Origin of the sequence: Pseudomonas sp. HAR-UPW-AIA-41 (genome assembly GCF_002304225.1) — a bacterium.
Taxonomy (GTDB): Bacteria; Pseudomonadota; Gammaproteobacteria; order Pseudomonadales; family Pseudomonadaceae; genus Aquipseudomonas.
On record NZ_NSLB01000002.1, the window covers coordinates 553762 to 576236 of the forward strand.

Consider the following 22475-nt stretch of genomic DNA (forward strand, 5'->3'; position numbering starts at 1 on the left):
TGCGGGCCTTTTGGCTGGAGCAAGCTCCCTAAGACTGGAACAGGCGGCCTTGAGAGCCGCCTGCTGGCTAATTAACGCACGCCAGCCTGACGCAGAGCAGCCGGGGTGAAGTCGGAGGAAGCAGCCTTGTAATCAAAGTTATAAGACTGTTTCTCTTCGTTCTTCATACCCAGAGCCAGGTAACGACCGGACAGCAGGTCATTCAGCGACTCGAGGGTGTACCACGGTACTTGCTTGTTGTAGTAGTACTGCGAGTGGGCTTCAGCTACGCGCCACAGAGTGCCACGACCGTCGTAATGATCGATGGCAGCAGCTTGCCAGGTGTCTTCATCCAGGTAGAAGTCACGCTTGGCGTAGATGTGACGCTCGCCGGCTTTCAGGGTCGCAGTCACGTGCCACACGCGGTGCAGCTCGTAACGAGTCAGGTCCTGATTGATGTGACCAGCTTTGATGATGTCGTCGTACTTGAGGGACGGCGAGTCCAGCTTGTAGCTGTTGTAAGGAATGTAGATTTCCTTCTTGCCGTTCAACTTCCACTCGTAACGGTCCGGAGCACCGTTGTACATGTCGAAGTTGTCGGAAGTGCGCAGACCATCGGAAGCAGTACCCGGGCCGTCATAGGACACCTGCGGAGCGCGGCGCACGCGGCGCTGACCGGCGTTGTACAGCCACGCCAGACGCGGTTCCTTCACCTGGTTCAAGGTTTCGTGCACCAGCAGAACGTTACCTGCCAGACGCGAAGGCGCCGTCACCTGCTGCTTGAAGTAGAACAGCACGTTGCTTGCCTGAGCCGGGTTGTAGTCGGTCAGGTTGGTACGGAAGGTGAACTCGTCCTGGAAGTACACCAGCGAGTAGGAACCGTTCTGCTGTGGAGTGGCCTGAGTCACCAGACGCTGCACACTGCCGCCACGGTAGCGGGTGATGTGGTTCCAGATCGCTTCCAGACCGTTCTGCGGAATCGGGAACGGGTTGGCTACTTCAAAGTTTTCCAGACCGTTACCACCTTCTACCAGTTTGGTATTGGTGGCGTTCTTCTTGGTGGCTTCCAGAACACTGGCCGGAACAGTCGCGGTGCGATGGGTCGGGTAGACCGGCATCTTGAAGGTGTCCGGGTAACGCTGAAACATAGCCTGCTGACCGGGGGTCAGCTTGTCCTTGTACTGGGCAACGTTCTGCGCGGTGATGGTGAACTTCGGCTGCTCGCTGGCAAACGGATCAGCCAGAAAGCCCTTGGCATCCACAGCACCGGCATTGGTCGGCAGACCGCCAGTCCACTCCGGAATGGAGCCATCGGCATTACCGGCCTTCTCGGCACCGATCGGAGTCAGGGTAGTACCCAGCTTGGCCGCTTCATCAGCCGAAACCGCCGCCATCACGCTGGTCGCCAGCAGACTCAGCGCCAGAGCGCCGGAGGCTTGCATCAATTGCTTGTGAATTTTCATCTGTAGCAATTCCTTAATTCAGTACGTTCCGTGTGCTTAGAAGCTGACGCCGAGGCTTAGCGCCAGGAAGTCGCGGTCGATCAGGGTGTTGTACTTACCACCGAAGAAATCGGTGTAAGACAGACTGGCTGTGTAGGTGTTCAGGTAGTCGGCATCGACACCGAAACTGACCGCCTTGGCGCCTTCGTTGAACAGGCCGTTAGGGCCATAACCGTCGACGTCATGCGACCAAGACACACTCGGCTTGAGGTTTACACCGGCAAATACGTCGTTGTAGTCCAGAATGGCGCGAGCACGGTATCCCCAGGAAGTGCTGGTGGCAAAGCCGTCATCTTCACAGTACTTGCCCTGATTTTCTCCTGCCCCGTTGAGAGCCTGGCAAACACCGGCGACCCCCATCGGGCCAGGACCAAAGATCGGGTCACGACCATAGCGAGCTTTGGAAGTGTCCTCCAGCCCGCCAATGTGAGTCACACCAGCCTCTCCCACCAGAGTCAGACGCGAAGCGCCCATAACCTGATCGAAGAAATGGGTAAAGGTAGTCTGGAACTGGGTAATTTCCTTGCGGTTATAGCCATGCACAGTAGAGCCGGGAACCTGTGCAGGGTTGGTTGGGCCGAGAATCGAGAAGAAATTCGTTGCAGCCAAACCACCCCCGAATTGAGCCAGACCACGCAGACCGGCATACAGAATATCCGTCGAGTTCAACTGTACCGGAGCATTGGGGCGATAACTGACTTCACCCGACCATGCAGTGCCGGTAGGCAATGTCGTGGAGAAGCTCAGACCATAAAGGCGAATATCCTCCGGATACTCCATGAAATAATTACTTGCAGCCGCAATATTCGAGAAAGCCACACCCTGAGTACAGGCAGCAGCTCCACCAGCCCCAACAGCAGCAATACAGGCATCAGTGATATCGAAGCCGCCACCCGGAGCACCAATGGCGCCGGCTGTCTGTAGGTATTTTGCTTGCGGACCAGCCTGAGCACTGAAAATAGGCGCACGACTGTGATAGTTCATTGCATAGGCACCAAACTCGGTGTCCAACTGCTCAGCAAAATAGCGAAGTGCCAAGCCGAACTGACCGCTATCACGCGCATCACGATCCCCACTACGCGGAACCATGACACCCTCAGAAGTACCGCTGAAGTTGACCCCCAAAGCCCTTAAGCCTGGTCCCAGCAAAGGATTCTGCAGCAGCGCCAACGGTGCAGGACTCAACACATTCAAATTCTGGGTACAACCATCTGCCGCAATATCTGCCTGAGCAAAGAAGGTGCCGCAGTTATCCACCACGGTCTGATCCCACTCCAGCTGATAGAAGGCTTCGGCGGATAGGTTGTCGGTCAAGCTCTGGGACACATAGAACATATTGACCGGAATCAGACCTTCCTTGATTTCGGCACCAGGACGGCGGAAGGCGGCCACATCGATCGGGTTGATCGCGTTGATGCTGTTCTGAATAAAGGTGCTCTCACCCCAGCTGACCACCTGTTTGCCCAGACGTACGGAGCCCGGCTGCTCGGCGATGGCATAGTTGTGATAGACGAAGGCGTCGAGGATTTCAGCACCGGAGGCCTGAGCGGCCTGCTTGCGGTTGCTGTCGTCGATATCCTTGAATGGACGGCTCTCATCCTTCAGCTCGAAGTCATACCAGTACTTACCGCGGACAAATACGCCGCTGTCGCCGTACTTGAGCTCCAGATCGTGGATACCTTTGAAGATCTTCGAGAAAGTCTCATTGCGCTTGAAGTTCAAGTGAGCATCGTCGGAGGTCTGCGAAAGGCCATCGCCACCGTTGTTCTTGCCAATCAAATCTGGATCAGCATCGCGCATCGACCAGCTGGCGCCTACCGACATCGAAGAATCGAAAGAGCCTTCAATTTCGCCTACGTTGAAGGTTACCGCGAAGGCCGGTGCGGCCAGGGTGGAAGCCAGGCTTACGGCCAGCGGCAGCTTGGCCAGACGCCAGGTCTGTTTGATTGCAGTCATCGACGCTACTCCATGTGTTGCTTGTTGTTATGGATGTGGGACGGACTATAGCCAGCAGTGCCAGCCGCCTGATCCCCCAAAAGTATGATTTCAACCCACCAGCCTGTCTGAGCCGGGCACTCGCGCCGGTAACGCTCCCCTGCCGAACTTCAGACAATCGTTTGAATCACGCAATTAGCAGGCCAAGCGCTGCATGACCTGCAAGTTCTCGCTGCGATTACCCCGCAGGCCGCTTACAGCGTGGACAAAAACGGGCTATTAGCCGCCTGCCACTGGCCGATATCCACGCGGATGCGCTTCTTGTCCAGCTTGCCGACACTGGTCTTGGGAATATCGGTAACAACGGCAATCTGAGTGGGTATCGCCCACTTGTTGATATGCCCTTCCTCGACGAAAGGCTTGAGGTGCTCCTTCAGTCCTTTGGCATCCAGCGCCTGACCATCACGCAGCACCAGCAGGGCAAACGGACGTTCGCCCCACTGCGGATCGGCGATGCCGACCACCGCCACTTCCTTCACTGCCGGATGGCGACTGATCAGGTCTTCCAGCTCCAGCGAGGAAATCCACTCGCCACCGGTCTTGATCACATCCTTGATACGGTCGCGGATATCGATAAAGCCCATGGTGTCGAGGGTGGCGACGTCACCGGTGTGCATCCAGCCGTGCTCCCAGAGTTCGGCGCCTTTCTGCGGCTCACGGAAATAGCCTTGCGTCAGCCAAGGCGCGCGCAATACCAGTTCGCCCTGAGTCTCGCCATCCACCGGCAGCATCTGGCCATTGGCATCCATGATCGCAGCATCCACCAGCGGTACCGGCACGCCGGCCTTGATGCGGTAGGTGATGCGCTCGTCCTCGTTGCCGGCCAGCAACTCTTCGTTCATGTGCGCACAGGAAATCAGCGGACAGGTCTCGGACATGCCGTAGGCCGCGGTCAGCTGGATACCGCGCGCCTTGGCCGCCTTGTAGAGCGAACTGTTCAAAGCGCTGCCGCCGATGATCAGCTTCCAGCCACCGAAATCCACACCCTCGGCCGCCTTGGCATTCATCACCATCTGCAGGATGGTCGGCACGCAATGGGAGAACGTCACCTTCTCGTCACGCCACAGTTTGACCAGCAGTTCCGGATCGTAACGCCCCGGGTACACCTGCTTGATACCCAGCATGGTGGCCACGTACGGCATGCCCCAAGCATGTACATGGAACATCGGGGTGATGGGCATGTAGACATCATCGGTGCCCATCAGGCGGATGCTGTCCAGGCTGCCGACCACAGTGGCCATCGACAGGGTGTGCAGCACCAGCTGACGATGGGTGAAGTAAACACCCTTGGGATTGCCGGTGGTGCCGGTGGTGTAGAAGGTGGTGGCCACCGAGTTCTCATCGAAGTCGGGGAAGTCATAGCTCGGACTGGCGCCTGCCAGCAGACTCTCGTACTCGCCGACCAGATTGGGCAGCTCGGCCGTCTTGTCCGCGGTGTCAGTGAGCAGAAGGGTTTTCTCCACCGTAGTCAGGTGGCCCTCAATGCCCTTGTACAGCGGCACGAACTCGCTGTTGACCAGCACGAACTTATCTTCGGCGTGGTTCATGGTGTAGAGAATCTGATCCGGCGACAGGCGGATATTGATGGTGTGCAGCACGGCGCCGAGCATGGGAATGGCAAACATGCATTCCAGATAGCGGTGGCTGTCCCAGTCCATCACCGCCACGGTATCCCCCGCCTTCACCCCGGCCGCACTTAGCACGTTGGCCAGGCGCGCCACACGCTCGTTGAAGGTGGCGTAGCTGTAGCGCAGCTGATCGCGGTAAACGATCTCGCGGGTCTTCTCGTAGCGCGCCCCGGACATCAACAGACGCTTGATCAGCAGCGGGTACTGGTAGGCGTTGTCGGCGGCGGGAAGGATCTTGGTCTTGAGCATGGCGATACCTGTGAGGTTTCTAGTTATGGACTGCACGGGTGATGAATGGCACTGAAGCGCACTCTAGAGCCTTGAACCGCCTCATCCATCGCCCCAAAGGATGATTTGCGGCGTGACTCTTTGGTGTTATCCGGTCACACGGTAGAATCGGCTTATCCGGCCAGTCACGGCCTGTCACCCGTCGAGGAATTTCAGATGTCCGATATCGTTATCGTCAGCGGCGCCCGCACCCCCATGGGCGGTTTCCAGGGCAGCCTGTCCGGCGTATCCGCCGTTGACCTGGGCGCCATCGCCATTCGTGAGGCCGTGGCCCGCGCCGGCATTGCCGGTGCCGATGTGGAAGAAGTGATCATGGGCTGCGTGCTGCCGGCCGGCCTCAAGCAGGGTCCGGCCCGCCAGGCATCGCTGAATGCCGGCCTGCCAGCCGCCACCGGCTGCACCACCATCAACAAGCTGTGCGGTTCGGGCATGAAGGCCGTGATGCTGGCGCACGACCTGCTCAAGGCCGGCAGCAACAGCGTGATGGTCGCCGGCGGCATGGAAAGTATGTCCAACGCCCCCTACATCATCGAAAAAGCCCGTACCGGCCTGCGCATGGGCCACGGCGAGATCAAGGACCACATGTTCCTCGACGGTCTGGAAGATGCCCGCACCGGCCGCCTGATGGGGTCCTTCGCCCAGGAAACTGCTGACAAGTACGGCATCACCCGTGAGGAGATGGACGCCTACGCCATCGAATCGCTCAAGCGCGCCCAGAATGCCATCCAGAGCGGCGCCCTGAACGCCGAAATCGTCCCTGTCACCGTCACCAGCCGCAAGGGCGAGGTGGTGGTCAAGGACGACGAGCAGCCGCTGACCGCCAACCTGGACAAGATCCCGACCCTGCGTCCGGCCTTCCGCAAGGATGGCACCATCACCGCAGCCAACGCCAGCTCCATCTCCGACGGTGCCAGCGCCCTGGTGCTGATGACTGCCGAAGAAGCAGCCAAGCGCGGCCTCAAGCCGCTGGCACGTATCGTCGGCCACGCCACCCAGAGCCAGGACCCGAGCGAGTTCACCATCGCCCCGATCGGCGCCATGACGAACCTGCTCAAGAAGACCGGCTGGAACAAGGACGAGGTCGACCTGTTCGAGATCAACGAAGCCTTTGCCATGGTTACCATGCTGGCCATGCGTGAGCACGGTCTGGATCACGCCAAGGTCAACGTCTACGGCGGCGCCTGCGCCCAGGGCCACCCGGTCGGCTCCACCGGCTCGCGGATCATCCTGACCCTGATCCACGCCCTGAAGAACACCGGCGGCAAGCGCGGCGTAGCCTCGCTGTGCATCGGTGGCGGCGAAGCCACTGCGGTGGCCATCGAGCTGATCTGACGCCCGACTGAGTACAAAAAAGCCCGGCTTCGGCCGGGCTTTTTCATTTAGCGAACATTTACTCCTGCGCCCGTTTCCAGGCATTGCCACCCGGCAGCAAACCGTTCAGCAACAGTGCCGCCAGCGCACAGAGGGAAATCCCCGACAGGGCGAACTCCTGCCCGCCGATGACCATGCCGCCGATGCCGAACACCAGCGTCACCGAGACGATGATCAGGTTGCGTGCCTCGGACAGGTCCACCTGATGACGGATCAGGGTATTGAGCCCCACCACGGCGATTGAGCCGAACAGCAGACAGAGAATGCCGCCCATCACCGGCACCGGAATGCTCTGCAGCGCCGCGCCGAACTTGCCGACGAAGGCCAGACCGATGGCAAACAGCGCCGCCCAGGTCATGATCTTCGGGTTGTAGTTCTTGGTCAGCATGACCGCCCCGGTCACTTCGGCATAGGTGGTATTGGGCGGCCCGCCGAACAGACCGGCGGCCGAGGTGGCCAGACCATCACCCAGCAGCGTGCGGTGCAGCCCCGGCTGCTTGAGGTAGTTCTTGCCGGTCACGCCCCCTACAGCCACCACGCCGCCGATATGCTCGATGGCCGGAGCCAGCGCTACCGGCAACATGTAAAGAATCGCCCCCCAGTGCAGCTCGGGCGCGACGAAGTTGGGCAGCGCCAGCCAGGGCGCGGCCGCAATTGCCGCCGTGTCGATCACACCCAGCAACAGCGCCAGGGTGCAGCCCACGGCAATACCGGCCAGAATCGGCACCAGCCGGAAAATCCCCTTGCCCAGCACAGCCACCAGCACGGTGGTGATCAGCGCCGGCATGGAAATCAGCATGGCCGTGCTGTAGGGCACCAGTTGCGCCGCGCCATCGCCGGACTTGCCCATGGCCATGTTCACCGCCACCGGTGACAGCGCCAGACCAATGGAAATGATCACCGGAGCGATCACCACCGGCGGCAGCAAGCGGTCGATGAAGGCCGGCCCCTTGAGCTTGACCAGCCCGCCGAGCAGTACATACACAAGACCAGCAGCGACCACACCGCCCAACACCGCCGGCAGGCCGAAGCTGGCCTTGGCAGCGATGATCGGCGCGATAAAGGCAAAGCTCGAGGCCAGGAACACCGGCACCTGACGCCCGGTCACCGACTGGAACAGCAAAGTGCCGACACCGGCGGTAAACAGCGCCACGTTCGGGTCCATGCCGGTAATCAGCGGCATCAGCACCAGGGCGCCGAAGGCCACAAACAGCATCTGCGCCCCAGACAGCAGTTGGCGCCAGAGTGGATCATTGAAACCGTCTGCTGACTGCATCTCAGGCATCCTTCTGCTGGGTGCCGAAAATCTTGTCACCGGCATCGCCCAGGCCCGGGAGGATATAACCGTGCTCGTTCAGTCCCTGATCGACCGAAGCGGTAAACAGCATCACATCCGGGTGCGCGGCCTCGACTGCGGCAATGCCCTCGGGGGCGGCCACCAGCACCATGGCGCGGATTTCCCTGCAGCCAGCCTTCTTCAGCAGGTCGATGGTCGCCACCATGGAGCCGCCAGTGGCCAGCATGGGGTCGATGATCAGCGCCAGGCGCTCGTCGATCTCCGGTGCCAGCTTCTCCAGATAGGTATGGGCCTGCAGGGTTTCTTCATTGCGCGCTACACCCACGGCACTGACCTTGGCCCCCGGAATCAGGCTGAGCACACCATCGAGCATGCCGATACCCGCACGCAGGATGGGCACCACGGTGATCTTCTTGCCGGCAATCTTCTCGACAGCCACCGGGCCGGCCCAGCCGGTAATCTCGTACGACTCCAGCGGCAGGTCAGCCGTGGCTTCGTAGGTCAGCAACGCACCGACCTCCTGGGCCAGCTCGCGAAAGTTCTTGGTGCTGATATCGGCACGGCGCATCAGCCCCAGTTTGTGGCGGATCAGAGGGTGGCGAATTTCGCGCACGGGCATGGCAGGTTCTCCGACGGGAAAAGTTGCGTTTGATTAAAGCACTGGCTATGCCATCAGAGCGGCCGGCGATACGGTTCGACACACAAGCTGATCAAGGCGTCAGGATTCTACCCGTTTCGGGCAGCCTTCGGACACACGGAGCTTGCCGCCAACCGGCCATATCAGTACCTTTGCCGCCTTTTATTGACGGCTCGGTCAAGCCGCGCCCTTCCATCAGGAGAACCTGCCATGTCCGCCGATCTCGCCCACATCCGCCAGGTAATGGCCGAAGCCGACTGCCTGTACAGCAACGATCAGGTCGAAACGGCGATCACCCAGGTCGCCAAAGCCATCAACGGCGAGCTGGCCGAGCGCAACCCGGTGGTGTTCTGCGTGATGAACGGCGGCCTGATCTTCGCCGGCAAGCTGCTGCCTTTGCTGGATTTCCCGCTGGAACTTTCCTACCTGCACGCCACCCGCTACCGCAGTGAAACCACTGGCGGCGAGCTGTTCTGGAAGGCCAAGCCGGAAGTGTCGTTCATCGACCGCGAAGTGCTGATCATCGATGACATCCTCGACGAAGGCCACACCCTGGCCGCCATCATCGACTTCTGCAAGCATGCCGGCGCCAGCGCCGTGCACACCGCGGTACTGATCGACAAGACCCACGACCGCAAGGCCCGCCCGGACCTCAAGGCAGACTATGTCGGCCTACCCTGCGAAGACCGTTTCATCTTCGGTTACGGCATGGACTACAAGGGTTACTGGCGCAATGCCGCCGGGATCTACGCAGTCAAGGGCCTGTAAGTGGCCAGCACGCGCTTTCTCGACCAGGCCCTGTTTGCCGAACTGACCCAGGCCGCTGGCGTCAGCCCCCGGCAACGCCAGCACCACAACCTGCATGAGATGAGCGAGCCCTGCCACCGCATGCTGGTGGGCATGCAGCCGGACACCTACATCCCGCCGCACCGCCACCTGAGCGCCGACAAAGCGGAAACCCTGATTGCCCTGCAGGGCCGCTTCGGCCTGCTGCTGTTCAGCGAGCAGGGCGACCTTGAAGCGACACGGGTGCTGCAGGCCGGTGGTGAATGCAGTGGCGTGGACCTGGCGCCCGGCCAGTTCCACGCTCTGGTGGTGCTGAGCCCTGACGCCGTGCTGTTCGAGTGCAAGGCCGGTCCCTACCGGCCACTGGGCGATGGCGAATTCGCCAGTTGGGCGCCCGCCGAAGGTTCTGCGGAAGCGGCCAGTTACCGCGACTGGATGCGTGCCTGCTTCGACGATCAAACCGCCCGCTAAGCGCTCTGCAACCCTCGGTTCAGATATCTGCTCAACTCGCCTCGCCCAGCCAGCGCAATGCCCTGGCGCGGGCCTGCGGCAGATCACGCACATAGGCCAATTGCCGCTGCGACCGCAGAATACCGGCGCGGCGCAATTTCAGCCGCACCCGCGAGGACGGGCCGCAGAGGATCAGGGCAATCCCACGGGCGCGGTAGTCACGCAAAACGTTTTCCAGCGCTGCCAGCGCAGTCATATCCAGCAGCGGCACCGCACTCATCTCGACAATCACCACGCGCACCTCGGGATTGAAGCGGCGCAGCACGCTCAGCGCCTTCTCCGCCGCACCAAAGAACAGCGGCCCGCGAATCGCGTACACCGCCACCTGCGGCGGCAGATCGACCAGCGCCCCATGCGAGGCCCCTGTCAGCGCAGCAGTATCGGTCAGCTCGCTCATGCGTTTGATAAACAGGCCCGCCGCCAGCAGCAGACCCACCCCGACCGCCAGGACCATGTCGAACAACACGGTCAGCAGCAGGCAGACCAGCAGCACCAGTACGTCATGACGCGGGGCAATGCGCAGGGTGTGCCAGACATGCGCCGGCTCGCTCATGTTCCACGCCACCATCAGCAGCAGCGCCGCCAGGGCCGACATCGGCAGGTAACTGAACCAGGGCGCCAGCACCAGCATGGCCAGCAGCACCACACCGGCATGCACCATGGCCGCCAGCGGAGAAAAGGCCCCGGCGCGCACACTGGCTGCCGTGCGGGCAATGGCTGCCGTGGCGGTAATGGCCCCCAGCAACGGGGCCAGCAGATTACCGATGCCCTGCCCGACCAGCTCGGCATTGGGATCATGCTTGCTGTCGGCCATACCGTCGGCAACCACAGCGCAGAGCAGCGATTCGATCGCGCCAAGCATGGCTATCGCCAGGGCTGAAGGCAGCAACTGGCGCACCAGCTCAAACGACAGGCCGATCGGCTGCCCCTGGGCATTGGCCAGCTGCCAGGGCCAGGCAAAGGACGGCAGGAACGGCGGAATGCCCGGCAGATTCTCTCCGCCCAGGCTGTAGCTGAACCGCTCCCCCAGGGTTGCCACCGGTAGCCCCAGCCGGTCCAGCCAGAGCCCCAGCAGACAGCCCGCCAACAGGGCCACCAGATGCCCCGGCACCTTCGGCACCAGGCGCGGCCAGAGCAACAGAACCGCCAGCGTGGCCAGCGCCACCAGGCTATCGCCCGGCTGCAGGCTTGGCAGCGCCTGCCACAGCAGCCCCAGCTGATCCAGCACATGAGCCGAGCTGGCCGGCACGCTGAGGCCGAAGAAATCCTTGATCTGCAAAATGGCGATGACCACGCCGATACCGGCGGTAAAGCCCAGCGTCACCGGATAAGGGATGAACTCGATCAGCCGCCCTGCCCTCGCCCAGCCAAGGGCAATCAGAATCATCCCGGCCAACATGCTGCACAGCAGCAGCCCACCAATGCCATGCTGCTGGGTAATCGGCAGGAGGATGACGACAAAGGCCGCAGTCGGGCCGCTGATGTTGAAGCGCGAGCCGCCGCACAGGGCGATCAGCGGCGCGGCCACCAGCACGGTATACAGGCCATGCTGCGGCGGCACCCCCACGGCAATCGCCAGCGCCATGGCCAGCGGAATGGCGATGATGCCCACCGTCAGCCCGGCCGTCAGATCACCACGCAGGTGGCGCATGGAGTACCCGGCACGCCAGCACTGACGCCAGGCGGAAAACAGCGGTGGCAACATGCGCCCTGCCCGCAACCGGTTCACAACTCGCTGCTTGCTCACTTCACTCTCCTTGGCCGTGCCGCCAGTATAAGAGCCACGCTCCGGCGCGGGCAGGCTGCCGCCTTCGACCTTGGTCGTGGTAAAGTGCGCGGCCAAAACGTGCTAGCCGTGGAGAAATGGGCAATGCGTAAAGACAAGAAGCAGGTCATCGGCGAAGAGATCAGTGACGAGGCGATCCAGCTGTTTCTGACCGTCGAACCGGCCGACGACACGCCTCCGTCCCTGCACAAACTGATCAAGGCCTACCGCGGCCTGCGCATCGACGACTTCGAGCGCTTCCTCGGCTTTTTCAAAGCCGCCGGCTATGACCTCAATGCCCGCAATGCCAAAGGCGAAGACTTCGTCGCGCTGATACAGAATCAGCGCCTGGCAGAGCCCTACATTGAAGTGATCAACGCCGCCCGCGCCTGATACAAACGCGCAACACCCGACAACCCGGCTCCGGCCGGGTTGTCTGTTTCTGCCCTTCGCGTCGGTAAAAAAAGCACCGCTTTGACGTTTTTTCCACATTTTCTTCACGAGTAACCGACGTCCGGCCTAGGACAATTCCGCCATCCTCATCGATCGCGGAATTGATCATGCCCGCCCTGCGCAACGCTTCTGCCCGTTACCTGCTACTCATCGGCGGCCTGTGGCTGACGGTTTTCTTTTTGAGCCGCAGCCTGTTGCTGCTCACCCACTGGCCAGAAGCCAGCGCCAGTGCCGGCGATGTTCTGCGCCTGTTCGGCATCGGCCTGCTCTATGACCTGGCCTTTCTCAGCTACGCACTGCTGCCACTGGGGCTGTATCTGGCGCTATGCCCGGCCCGGCTGTGGCAACGACGCGGCCACCAGCTGTGGCTGCAGGCTCTGCTGGGCGTCACGATCTTCGTCATGCTGTTCAGCGCTGTGGCGGAGTGGCTGTTCTGGGATGAGTTCGGCGTTCGCTTCAACTTCATTGCCGTGGACTACCTGGTCTACTCCGACGAGGTGATCCAGAACATTCGCGAGTCCTATCCCGTGAACAGCCTGCTGACCCTGCTGGCTCTGCTCAGCGCCAGCCTGACCTGGGCCCTGCACAAACCGCTGCAGGCCATTCTTCAGGCGCCTGGTGCATCACGCGGCGCACGCCTGCGCAGCATCGCCTTGCTGGCCGGCATGGCTACAAGCGCCCTGCTGTTTCTGGATCAGGAGATACCCCGGGGCCAGGGCGGCAATACCTACCAGCACGAGCTGGCGAGCAACGGCCCCTACCAGTTTTTCGCTGCCTTCCGTAACAACGAGCTGGATTACGATCAGTTCTACAGCAGCCTGCCGGCAGATGAGGCTGGCCGCCAGCTGCGCGCCGAAGTGGCCGAGCCCAACAGCCGTTTCCTCAGCACAGACCCGCTGGATATCCGCCGAGATATCGACAACCCCGGCCAGCCGCGCCCGCTGAATATCGTGCTGGTCACCATTGAAAGTCTCTCGGCCAAGTACCTCGGCAGCTTTGGCGACAGCCGCGGCCTGACGCCCAACCTGGACCAGCTGCGCCGCGAAAGCCTGACCTTCACCAACCTCTATGCCACTGGCACCCGGACCGACCGTGGTCTTGAAGCCATCACCCTGGCCATCCCGCCCACCCCCGGGCGCTCCATCGTCAAGCGCATCGGCCGAGAAAGTGGTTATGCCAGCCTCGGCCAGCAGCTCAGCGCCAAAGGCTATGACAGTGTGTTCGTCTACGGCGGGCGCAGCTACTTCGACAACATGGGCGCCTTCTTTCGCGGTAACGGCTACCGGGTCGTCGACCAGAGCAACGTCGAGGAGTCCGAGATCCACTTCAAGAATGCCTGGGGCATGGCCGATGAGGATCTGTACGAGCAGACGCTGAAGCTGGCGGATGCCGACCACGCCGCCGGCAAGCCGTTCCTGCTGCAGCTGATGACGACCTCCAATCACCGCCCCTATACCTACCCGGACGGGCGCATCGACATTCCCTCGGGAGACGGCCGCGAAGGCGCGGTGAAATATACCGACTGGGCCATCGGCGACTTCCTCGCCAAGGCCAGGCAGAAGCCCTGGTTCAACGACACGCTGTTCGTCTTCATCGCCGATCACTGTGCCGGCAGCGCAGGGAGCGAAGACCTGCCGGTGGCCAACTACCACATCCCGCTGTTCATCTATGCCCCGCAGTACATTGCCGCGCGGGAGGATGCACAGCTGGCCAGCCAGATCGACCTGGCACCGACACTGCTCGGCCTACTCAATCAGGATTACGTCTCGACCTTCTACGGCCGTAACCTGTTGCAGGCCAGTCAGCTGCAGCCACGTGTCCTGATCGGCAACTACCAGCACCTCGGGCTGTTCGACGGCAAGGATCTGGCCATTCTCAGCCCGCGCCAGGGCATGCGCCGCCACGACGATGCTCTGGGCAAAAGCATTGAGCGCCGCGTGGACCGCAGCGATCCTCTGCTACAACGTGATATCGGCTACTTTCAGGCCGCCAGTCATGCCTTTCGCCAGCACCTGCTGAGCTGGCAGGGAAGTCCACCGGACCAGCACATAACCCAGCACTGCCCAGGCAATCAGACGCATTGCACCAAGGCCCGCTCATGAGTCAGTCCTGCCACGCAACCAGTCGCCCCTATAACCGCTGGGTATTTATCGGCCTGCCCATTGGCCTGGGACTGCTGATGCTCTTACCCGCCTTCACCCGGCTGGACTTTGCTCTGGCAGAACTGTTCTATGTTCCGGGTGACGGATTTATCGGCCGCCACAGCGCCTTTATCGAGGACTGGCTGCATGACAGGGCCAAACAGCTGGTGATCGTCATCGGCGTACTGGTGATTGCCGGTTTTCTCGGCAGCCTGTGCCTGCAACGCCTGCGCCCCTGGCGCCGTCGGCTGGGCTATCTGGTACTGGCCATGGCGCTATCCACCAGCTTCGTCAATCCGTTGAAGAGCCTCACGCGCATGCACTGCCCTTGGAGTCTCAGCGAGTTCGGCGGCGTGGAGCAGTTCAGCGAGTTGCTCGGCCCACGTGCTCCGGCAGTCGAGAACGGTGGCCGCTGCTGGCCGGGCGGTCATGCCGCCGCCGGCTTTACCCTGTTTGCCTTCTTCTTCGTCTGGCGCGACCGTCAGCCACACCGTGCCCGTGCCGCACTGGTCAGCGCACTGCTGCTGGGCGGAGTGTTTTCCCTGTCACGCATGATTCAGGGCGCACATTTCCTCTCACACAATCTGTGGACTGCCGTGTTCTGCTGGCTGATCTGTCTCGGCTGCTACCACCTGCTGCTGTACCGCCGCCCAGTGCTTAGCCAAACGGCCCCAGCCGTTGCTCTGAGTACCCCGCAACTACCCTGATACAGCACAGGGCCAAACAGTGCCCATGAAAAAGCCCCGCACTTGGCGGGGCTTTTTCGTTACAACGGGTGCCGGGTGGCTTACATCATGCCGCCCATGCCGCCCATGCCGCCCATGTCAGGCATGCCGGCAGCCGGCTTGTCTTCCACGATCTCGGCAACCATGGCTTCGGTGGTGATCATCAGACCACCGATGGAAGCCGCGGCCTGCAGTGCAGTGCGGGTTACCTTGGCCGGATCGAGGATACCCATCTCGATCATGTCGCCATAGGTATCGGTCGCGGCGTTGAAGCCGAAGTTGCCCGAACCCTGCTTGACCTTGTCGACCACCACGCTCGGCTCGCCACCGGCGTTGGCCACGATCTGGCGCAGCGGAGCTTCAACGGCACGGCGCAGCAGAGCGATACCGACGTTCTGGTCTTCGTTGTCGCCTTTCAGGCTGTCGATAGCCTGCAGGGCACGCACCAGAGCCACACCACCGCCAGGTACCACGCCTTCTTCAACGGCTGCGCGGGTCGCGTGCAGGGCGTCTTCAACGCGGGCTTTCTTCTCTTTCATCTCAACTTCGGTGGCAGCGCCAACCTTGATCACGGCAACACCGCCGGCCAGCTTGGCCAGACGCTCTTGCAGCTTCTCTTTGTCGTAGTCGGAAGAGGTTTCTTCAACCTGCTTGCGGATCTGCGCCACGCGGGCTTCGATGTCAGCCTGCTGGCCGGCACCGTCGATGATGGTGGTGTTTTCCTTGTTGATGACCACGCGCTTGGCGTTGCCCAGATGCTCCAGACCGGCACCTTCCAGGGACAGGCCGACTTCTTCGCTGATCACGGTACCGCCGGTGAGGATGGCGATGTCCTGCAGCATGGCCTTGCGGCGGTCGCCGAAGCCCGGAGCCTTGACGGCGGCAACTTTGACGATGCCGCGCATGTTGTTGACCACCAGAGTGGCCAGGGCTTCGCCTTCCACGTCTTCAGCCACGATCAACAGCGGACGGCCGGCTTTGGCAACGGCTTCCAGCACCGGCAGCATTTCGCGGATGTTGGAGATCTTCTTGTCGACCAGCAGGATCAGCGGGCCGTCGAGCTCGGCCACCATGGTGTCCGGCTTGTTGATGAAGTACGGGGACAGGTAGCCGCGGTCGAACTGCATGCCTTCTACGACGGACAGTTCGTTTTCCAGGCCCGAGCCTTCTTCAACGGTGATCACGCCTTCCTTGCCGACTTTTTCCATGGCTTCGGCAATGATGTCGCCGATGGAGCTGTCGGAGTTGGCGGAGATGGTGCCGACCTGAGCAATGGCCTTGGTGTCAGCGCACGGCTTGGCCAGTTCCTTGATCTGGGCAACGATGGCAACGGTAGCCTTGTCGATACCGCGCTTCAGATCCATCGGGTTCATGCCGGCAGCGACCGACTTCAGACCTTCGTTGACGATGGCCTGGGCCAGTACGGTGGCGGTGGTGGTGCCGTCACCGGCAGCATCGTTGGCCTTGGAGGCCACGTCTTTGACCAGTTGGGCGCCCATGTTCTCGAACTTGTCTTTCAGTTCGATTTCCTTGGCCACGGACACGCCGTCCTTGGTGATGGTCGGAGCACCGAAGCTCTTGTCCAGCACCACGTTACGGCCTTTCGGGCCGAGGGTGGCTTTAACGGCGTCAGCCAGGATGTTCACGCCAACCAGCATCTTCTTGCGAGCGGAATCGCCAAATTTGACTTCTTTAGCAGCCATGTTCTTGAACCTCTATGGAATTCGTTAAGTCAGGAAACGGAGCGGGAGGCGCTTAGGCTTCCAGAACAGCGAGAATTTCGTTCTCGGCCATTACCAGCAGGTCTTCGCCATCAACCTTGATGGTGTTGCTGCCGGAGTACGGGCCAAACACCACTTTGTCACCGACCTTGACGGCCATCGGACGGACTTCGCCGTTGTCCAGCACGCGACCGGTGCCAACAGCAACGACTTCACCCTGATTCGGCTTCTCGGCAGCGGAACCCGGCAGCACGATGCCACCAGCGGTTTTGGTTTCTTCTTCGCTGCGACGAATCACGACGCGGTCATGCAGAGGACGAAGCTTCATTGTCGATCTCTCCTTGGAGGTGGTTAAACGGCCGGTGCCTGCACCGGCGGGTTAGTAAAGTCCGGCTGGGCCGGGAGCGGCAGGCAATGCCTACCGCAGAAGTCTGATCTGCCGACATGGCAGAAACCTTGCGGTGACAGCTACATAAGGGCGCATGAAGGCATTTCAAGGGCAAAGCGAAAAAAATTTCGCACAGTGCTCAGTCGTCCCGGCGCTGAAACTCGCCTTCGATCACGTTCGGCCGGGTCTGTCCGTAACGCGCCTGCGGATCATCGAAGAAGGCACGCTGACGCTCGGCCTGGGCAATCATGCGCTGGCGCAGGTTGCCGATCAGCAGGCGCCGGGTGACAGGCAGCAGGCACAGCAGGCCGAAGGCATCACTGATGAAGCCCGGCAACAGCAGCAGACCGCCGCCGACAGCAATCAGCAGCCCCTCGAGCATTTCCTGCTCAGGCAGCTCGCCACGCGCCAGACGCTCTCGGGCACGCCAGGCTGTAGCCAGGCCCGCTACGCGCAGCAGCACGCTGCCGAGAATGGCCGTACCTATGACCAGCAGCAGGGTCGGCAGTACGCCAATGGCACTACCCACCTGAATCAGCACGGCCAGTTCGATGACCGGGAACAGCAACAGCAGAAAAAGAAAGAAGCGCATCAGGATTTCCTTGGGCCACAACGGCTAGCGGTATTCAGCAGATGGCGGCAGCACCGACGAAGTTCAACCCTCGACAGCGCCGCCGGTCGGCCAGACTTCGGCGCGGGCCAGTGCTACCAAGGCCTGGCGCACTTCCAGCGGGCTATTGCAGGATGTTGCGAAGGGCAGCCAGTACAACGATTCCCCGATCCGCAGGTGGAAACCTTCACTGTCGATACCGACCAGCTCGGCCGGTTGATCCATCGGCAAGCTGGCCAGGGCCACGTAATGGGCCAGCGCGGCAGCGTGATCAGCATTCATATGCTCGACCATGCTCGCCTCGCTCTCTCCGGCAAAGGGATTGGCCAGGGCCACCTGCTCCAGCCAGTGAATCGCCCCAAAGCCACCGATAAAGCGCCAGCGCACCGGTTCAAGCCGCCAGAAGTCGAAGTCATGGGCGCGGTGGTAGTCACGCGACTGCGGAAAAAAGCGGTAATAACGTGCAGCGGCAGCCTCGATGGCTGCCTCATCCGTCAGCTTCCGCGCTTCGGCCAACAGAGTCAGACGCCCGGCGGCCTGCACATCGGCAGCACCGCGCTCGCCGACCAGCAACGAACACTTGGCATCCTGCTGCAGGTTATGGGTGTGCTGGGCGATGCGGCTGATCAGGATCAGCGGGCAGCCTTGCGCGTCCAGGCAATAGGGCACCACCGATCCGAAAGGGAAACCCGGCATGGCCTTGGAATGGGTCGAGAGCACGCCGCGGTATTCCTTGAGCAGCAATTCTCGGGCATGCTTGGCCGGCTTAATGCTCACCTTGTGACTCCTTGACCAGAATCCGTCATAAACGGACGGGTGTTCGCCTGATTATCCACGGACACCGGCAAGGCTCTTCGTAGATGTTTGTGGGGGATTTAACCATGCAATTGAAAGATAAAGTCATCATCATCACCGGTGGTTGCCAGGGTCTCGGCCGCGCCATGGGCGAATACCTGGCCGCCAAGGGCGCCAAGCTGGCGCTGGTTGACCTCAATCAGGAAAAACTCGACGAAGCCGTAGCCGCCTGCAAGGCCGCCGGTGGCGATGCCCGTGCCTACCTGTGCAACGTAGCCAACGAAGAGCAGGTAACCCACATGGTTGCTCAGGTCGCCGCCGACTTCGGCGCCATCAACGGCCTGGTCAACAATGCCGGTATTCTGCGCGACGGTCTGACCATCAAGGTCAAGGACGGCGAAATCAGCAAGATGAGCCTGGCCCAGTGGCAGTCGGTGATCGACGTGAACCTGACCGGCGTGTTCCTCTGCACCCGCGAAGTGGCGGCCAAGATGATCGAGCTGAAGAATCAGGGCGCCATTATCAACATCTCCTCCATCTCCCGCGCCGGCAACATGGGTCAGGCCAACTACTCCGCGGCCAAGGCCGGCGTAGCCGCCGACACCGTGGTCTGGGCCAAGGAGCTGGCACGCTACGGCATCCGCGTCGCCGGTGTTGCTCCGGGCTTCATCGAAACCGAGATGACCGGCAGCATGAAGCCGGAAGCTCTGGAGAAGATGACCGCCGGCATCCCGCTGCGCCGCATGGGCAAGCCGGCCGAGATCGCCCACTCGGTGGCCTACATCCTCGAGAACGACTACTACACCGGTCGCATCCTGGAGCTGGACGGCGGCCTGCGCCTGTAACGGCAGCCTGTCAGCATGAAAAAGCCCCGCTCAGGCGGGGCTTTTTCATGCTCGGCTTTTCATGACCGAAATTACCAGCCCACCCCCAGACCGATGAGGTAACGCCGCTCCGACTGGGTCTGCCCCAGCCCGCGCAACTGATCCAGCTCATAGAGCAATGACAGCCTGGCCCATTCGTTGACCCGGTAACGCAGACCCGCTTCGGCATCGATGATGTAGTCGATTACCTCAATGGTTGGCACCTGCAGCTCAGCCTTGCTGTAGAACTCGACACGTGTTCCCCACAGCAGGCGCTTGTAGTCCATCTCGGCCGACCACAAATCAAAGGCCGCATCACCAAAGCGCGAGTCCAGCTTGGCCCGGTTGAACTGGCCAATCAGCTCGAAACGCCCCAGCTCGTTGTCCCAGAAGCGATAACCGGGGCCCGCGCCGTAAAGCTGCTGCCGGTAGATATCCTCAAATTCATCCTCTTGCTGGTCATAGCTGGTCCGCCAGTACCAGTTATCCGTAATGAAGCGGTCGAGGTCGTATTCGACTTCCCAGTTGTCGTCCTTCTTTGCGCCATTCTTGGTCTCATGCTCCAGCTGACCACTGGCCACATGGCGCCACAGGCCGTGGCTGATCCGCGTATCGCCCTTGATTTTGAACTCGTCGGTTTCGTCCTCGTTGCGCTCCAGATCAAGCTTGGCATCCAGGTTACCCTCCCAGACCCGGTCCTCAAGCAGCGGGCGCGGCGGAATCAACTGATGAACCTCTGCCAGTGGCATGACCACTTCCTTGCCATTGACCACCCGGACCATGCCCGAACCTGCCGCCTCCAGGCGTTCGCTGACCAGGGTTTCGGTGAGGTTGCGTTTGACCAGTAGCGGTTTTTCCGAGCGCAGCGTGTCAATATCCTTCCAGTCGATGGTCACCTGCCCGGCATAACGGGTTTTCAGTACCAGCTTGCCGCCGTCCATCAGCACGATCTTGCCGGTCAGACGGTCGCCGTTATCCAACCACACGGTGTCGGCCCACAGCGCTCCCGAGAGACACAAGCCCAGCAACAACAGAATTCCACGCATGCTTATCGACCACGATTCCAGCAAAATTTCAGCGCGCAAGGATGCCCTCGCCACCACGGTGACAGCAAGCACCGCCCAGCGCCGCGACGCGCTGTATCTGGCTCTTGCACAAATTCCGGCGGGCCAGGTCACCAGCTACGGCGAACTGGCGGCTCGCGCCGGACTGGGCAGAGCGGCTCGCTGGGTCGGCCGCACCCTCAGCCAACTGCCCGAAGACACAACCCTGCCCTGGCATCGCGTGGTCGCGGCCGGTGGCCGGCTGAGCCTGCCGGCTGGCAGCCCTGCCGGAGACGAGCAGCGCGCCCGCCTCAGGGATGAAGGTGTGAGCATCCACAACGAACGGGTGGACATGCGTCGCCACGGGTGGCGCTGAGTATCCCCAGCGGTTAGAGTGCGCCCTTTGTTCTGCCGCTGGCCCGTGAATCCCATGCCCCGTCGTTCCTGGCGCGCCGCCCTCGCCACCTATGCCAACCCGGCCACTCTGGTGCTGCTCATTCTGGGCTTCGCTGCGGGCCTGCCGTACATGCTGGTGTTTTCCACCCTCTCGGTATGGCTGCGCGAAGCCGGCGTGTCGCATCAGACCATTGGCTACGCCAGCCTGATTGGCCTGGCCTATGCCTTCAAATGGGTCTGGTCGCCCATGCTCGACCAGTGGCGGCTCCCGGTGCTCGGCCGTCTGGGGCGCCGCCGTTCATGGTTGATCCTTTCGCAGGTGCTGGTAGCCGGCGGCCTGCTGGGTATGGCCCTGATTGATCCGCTTGAACACCTGTCCTGGCTGATTGCCGTGGCCGTGGTGGTGGCCTTCGCCTCGGCCACTCAGGACATCGCGGTCGATGCCTACCGCCTGGAAATCGCCGACGACACCCATCAAGCCGCCCTCGCCGCCAGCTATATGGCGGGCTACCGGGTTTCCGCCCTGCTGGCCACAGCCGGCGCGCTCTATTTCGCGGGCTGGTTCGGCTCCACCGGCAGCAATTACTCCTATGGCGCCTGGGCTGGCACTTACGCGCTGTTTGCCCTGTTGATGCTGCCCGGTCTGCTGACCTGCCTGTGGATGCGCGAGCCGGCAGTTTCCCTGCGTACCCAGCGCGCCGCCGCCCGCTACGGCCTGACCCACCAACTGGTATCGGTGCTGGTACTGATCATCCTGCTGGTCTCTCTGCCGGCCTTCTTCACCCAGCTACTGCGCAGCGAGCTGTTCAGCAGCGACTTCGACCTTCAGCAACTGCTGCTGGAAGACCGCGCCTTCCTGCGCGCCCTGCTGTACGGGATACTGACCGCCCTGTGCCTGTCCAGCCTCGGCCGTCGCGGCCTGGCCCCGGTACTCACTCCGGTCAACGACTTTGTGGTGCGCTATCGCTGGCAGGCGCTGGCGTTGCTCGGGCTGATCGCCACCTACCGCCTGTCCGACACCGTGATGGGCGTGATGGCCAACGTCTTCTATATCGACCTGGGCTACACCAAGGAACAGATCGCCAGCATCAGCAAGCTGTTTGGCCTGCTCATGACCCTGTTCGGCGCCGGTCTGGGCGGCGTGCTGATCGTGCGCTTCGGTATCCTGCCGATCCTGTTCATCGGCGGCGTGGCTTCGGCAGCCACCAATATCCTGTTTGCGCTGATGGCGGGCATGGGCGCCAACGTCGACATGCTGGTGCTCACCATCGGCTGCGACAACTTCAGCTCCGGTCTGGCCACGGCGGCTTTCGTCGCCTACCTGTCGAGCCTGACCAGTCTGAAGTTCTCTGCCACCCAGTACGCCCTGCTCAGCTCCATCATGTTGCTGCTGCCGCGTCTGATTGGCGGCTACTCCGGTGCCATGGTGGAAAAACTCGGCTACAGCCAGTTCTTCATGGTCACCGCACTGCTCGGCATCCCGACCCTGCTGCTGATTCTCTGGCAGTGGCGCCAGCCGGCCGAAGCTGCTCCCGAACCCGCTGCACCCGCCAGTAATGGCGAGCACAGCGCCTAACGTCTG

At 61.7% G+C, this 22475-nt stretch carries 20 protein-coding genes; 9 read left to right on the plus strand and 11 right to left on the minus strand.

What is annotated here, in order from left to right; genetic code table 11:
* Positions 1-71: 71 nt before the first annotated feature.
* The 3 genes from CK486_RS06905 to CK486_RS06915 all read right to left on the minus strand — a co-directional run bounded on the left by CK486_RS06905 (position 72) and on the right by CK486_RS06915 (position 5353).
* Positions 72-1421 carry a DUF1329 domain-containing protein gene (locus CK486_RS06905; protein WP_371915489.1) on the minus strand — a complete coding sequence of 450 codons (1350 nt, stop codon included), beginning with the start codon at positions 1419-1421 and terminating at the stop codon, positions 72-74.
* 57 nt (positions 1422-1478) lie between these two features.
* The gene (locus CK486_RS06910; protein ID WP_095939544.1) at positions 1479-3437 is read right to left on the minus strand and encodes a DUF1302 domain-containing protein; all 1959 of its coding nucleotides are present in this window, start codon (positions 3435-3437) and stop codon (positions 1479-1481) included.
* Positions 3438-3670: 233 nt separating this feature from the next.
* Complete coding sequence (locus tag CK486_RS06915; protein ID WP_095939545.1) at positions 3671-5353, minus strand: fatty acid--CoA ligase; 1683 nt, start codon at positions 5351-5353, stop codon at positions 3671-3673.
* A gap of 195 nt (positions 5354-5548) precedes the next feature.
* On the opposite strand from CK486_RS06915, the gene CK486_RS06920 reads away from it, so the two are divergent.
* Positions 5549-6724: an acetyl-CoA C-acyltransferase gene (locus CK486_RS06920; protein WP_095939546.1), complete on the plus strand. Its 1176-nt coding sequence runs from the start codon at positions 5549-5551 to the stop codon at positions 6722-6724.
* Between the two features lie 58 nt (positions 6725-6782).
* Here the strand turns inward: CK486_RS06920 and CK486_RS06925 are convergent, their stop codons facing one another.
* Both CK486_RS06925 and upp read right to left on the minus strand, forming a co-directional pair.
* The gene (locus CK486_RS06925) at positions 6783-8039 is read right to left on the minus strand and encodes a uracil-xanthine permease family protein (RefSeq protein ID WP_095939547.1); all 1257 of its coding nucleotides are present in this window, start codon (positions 8037-8039) and stop codon (positions 6783-6785) included.
* A gap of 1 nt (position 8040) precedes the next feature.
* Positions 8041-8679: a uracil phosphoribosyltransferase gene (upp, locus tag CK486_RS06930; RefSeq protein WP_095939548.1), complete on the minus strand. Its 639-nt coding sequence runs from the start codon at positions 8677-8679 to the stop codon at positions 8041-8043.
* A gap of 228 nt (positions 8680-8907) precedes the next feature.
* Between upp and CK486_RS06935 the strand changes: the two genes are divergently transcribed.
* Together CK486_RS06935 and CK486_RS06940 are read left to right on the plus strand one after the other, a co-directional pair.
* On the plus strand, positions 8908-9465 hold the full coding sequence (locus CK486_RS06935; RefSeq protein ID WP_095939549.1) for a hypoxanthine-guanine phosphoribosyltransferase: 558 nt from the start codon (positions 8908-8910) through the stop codon (positions 9463-9465).
* Positions 9466-9954 (plus strand): WbuC family cupin fold metalloprotein, encoded by a 489-nt coding sequence (locus tag CK486_RS06940; RefSeq protein WP_095939550.1) that lies wholly within the window; start codon positions 9466-9468, stop codon positions 9952-9954.
* 31 nt (positions 9955-9985) lie between these two features.
* Here CK486_RS06940 and dauA read toward each other — a convergent pair whose 3' ends face one another.
* Positions 9986-11698: a C4-dicarboxylic acid transporter DauA gene (gene dauA / locus CK486_RS06945; RefSeq protein ID WP_095939624.1), complete on the minus strand. Its 1713-nt coding sequence runs from the start codon at positions 11696-11698 to the stop codon at positions 9986-9988.
* A gap of 165 nt (positions 11699-11863) precedes the next feature.
* On the opposite strand from dauA, the gene CK486_RS06950 reads away from it, so the two are divergent.
* The 3 genes from CK486_RS06950 (at position 11864) to CK486_RS06960 (ending at position 15059) form a co-directional block, all read left to right on the plus strand.
* On the plus strand, positions 11864-12151 hold the full coding sequence (locus CK486_RS06950; RefSeq protein WP_095939551.1) for a PA4642 family protein: 288 nt from the start codon (positions 11864-11866) through the stop codon (positions 12149-12151).
* Between the two features lie 167 nt (positions 12152-12318).
* Positions 12319-14313: an LTA synthase family protein gene (locus CK486_RS06955; RefSeq protein ID WP_095939552.1), complete on the plus strand. Its 1995-nt coding sequence runs from the start codon at positions 12319-12321 to the stop codon at positions 14311-14313.
* The gene (locus CK486_RS06960; protein WP_095939553.1) at positions 14310-15059 is read left to right on the plus strand and encodes a phosphatase PAP2 family protein; all 750 of its coding nucleotides are present in this window, start codon (positions 14310-14312) and stop codon (positions 15057-15059) included. Before CK486_RS06955 ends, CK486_RS06960 begins: the two co-directional genes overlap by 4 nt.
* Before the next feature lie 80 nt (positions 15060-15139).
* Here CK486_RS06960 and groL read toward each other — a convergent pair whose 3' ends face one another.
* From groL to CK486_RS06980, 4 genes are all read right to left on the minus strand, one after another.
* On the minus strand, positions 15140-16780 hold the full coding sequence (gene groL / locus CK486_RS06965; RefSeq protein WP_095939554.1) for a chaperonin GroEL: 1641 nt from the start codon (positions 16778-16780) through the stop codon (positions 15140-15142).
* Between the two features lie 52 nt (positions 16781-16832).
* Entirely contained in the window at positions 16833-17126 is a 294-nt protein-coding gene (locus CK486_RS06970) for a co-chaperone GroES (protein WP_095939555.1), read from the minus strand.
* A gap of 199 nt (positions 17127-17325) precedes the next feature.
* Positions 17326-17778: an FxsA family protein gene (locus CK486_RS06975; RefSeq protein WP_095939556.1), complete on the minus strand. Its 453-nt coding sequence runs from the start codon at positions 17776-17778 to the stop codon at positions 17326-17328.
* Positions 17779-17841: 63 nt separating this feature from the next.
* Positions 17842-18573 carry a HugZ family protein gene (locus CK486_RS06980; protein WP_095939557.1) on the minus strand — a complete coding sequence of 244 codons (732 nt, stop codon included), beginning with the start codon at positions 18571-18573 and terminating at the stop codon, positions 17842-17844.
* A 104-nt stretch (positions 18574-18677) separates the two neighbouring features.
* Here CK486_RS06980 and CK486_RS06985 point away from each other — a divergent pair, with 104 nt between their 5' ends.
* Positions 18678-19436, plus strand: coding sequence for an SDR family oxidoreductase (locus CK486_RS06985; RefSeq protein ID WP_095939558.1), 759 nt, complete (start codon positions 18678-18680; stop codon positions 19434-19436).
* A gap of 71 nt (positions 19437-19507) precedes the next feature.
* On the opposite strand, the gene CK486_RS06990 is transcribed toward CK486_RS06985, so the two are convergent.
* Complete coding sequence (locus CK486_RS06990; RefSeq protein WP_095939559.1) at positions 19508-20500, minus strand: DUF481 domain-containing protein; 993 nt, start codon at positions 20498-20500, stop codon at positions 19508-19510.
* On the opposite strand from CK486_RS06990, the gene CK486_RS06995 reads away from it, so the two are divergent.
* Together CK486_RS06995 and CK486_RS07000 are read left to right on the plus strand one after the other, a co-directional pair.
* Entirely contained in the window at positions 20499-20873 is a 375-nt protein-coding gene (locus tag CK486_RS06995; protein WP_095939560.1) for an MGMT family protein, read from the plus strand. The two genes, CK486_RS06990 and CK486_RS06995, sit on opposite strands and share 2 nt — an antisense overlap.
* 54 nt (positions 20874-20927) lie before the next feature.
* Complete coding sequence (locus CK486_RS07000; RefSeq protein WP_095939561.1) at positions 20928-22469, plus strand: AmpG family muropeptide MFS transporter; 1542 nt, start codon at positions 20928-20930, stop codon at positions 22467-22469.
* Positions 22470-22475 lie beyond the last annotated feature (6 nt).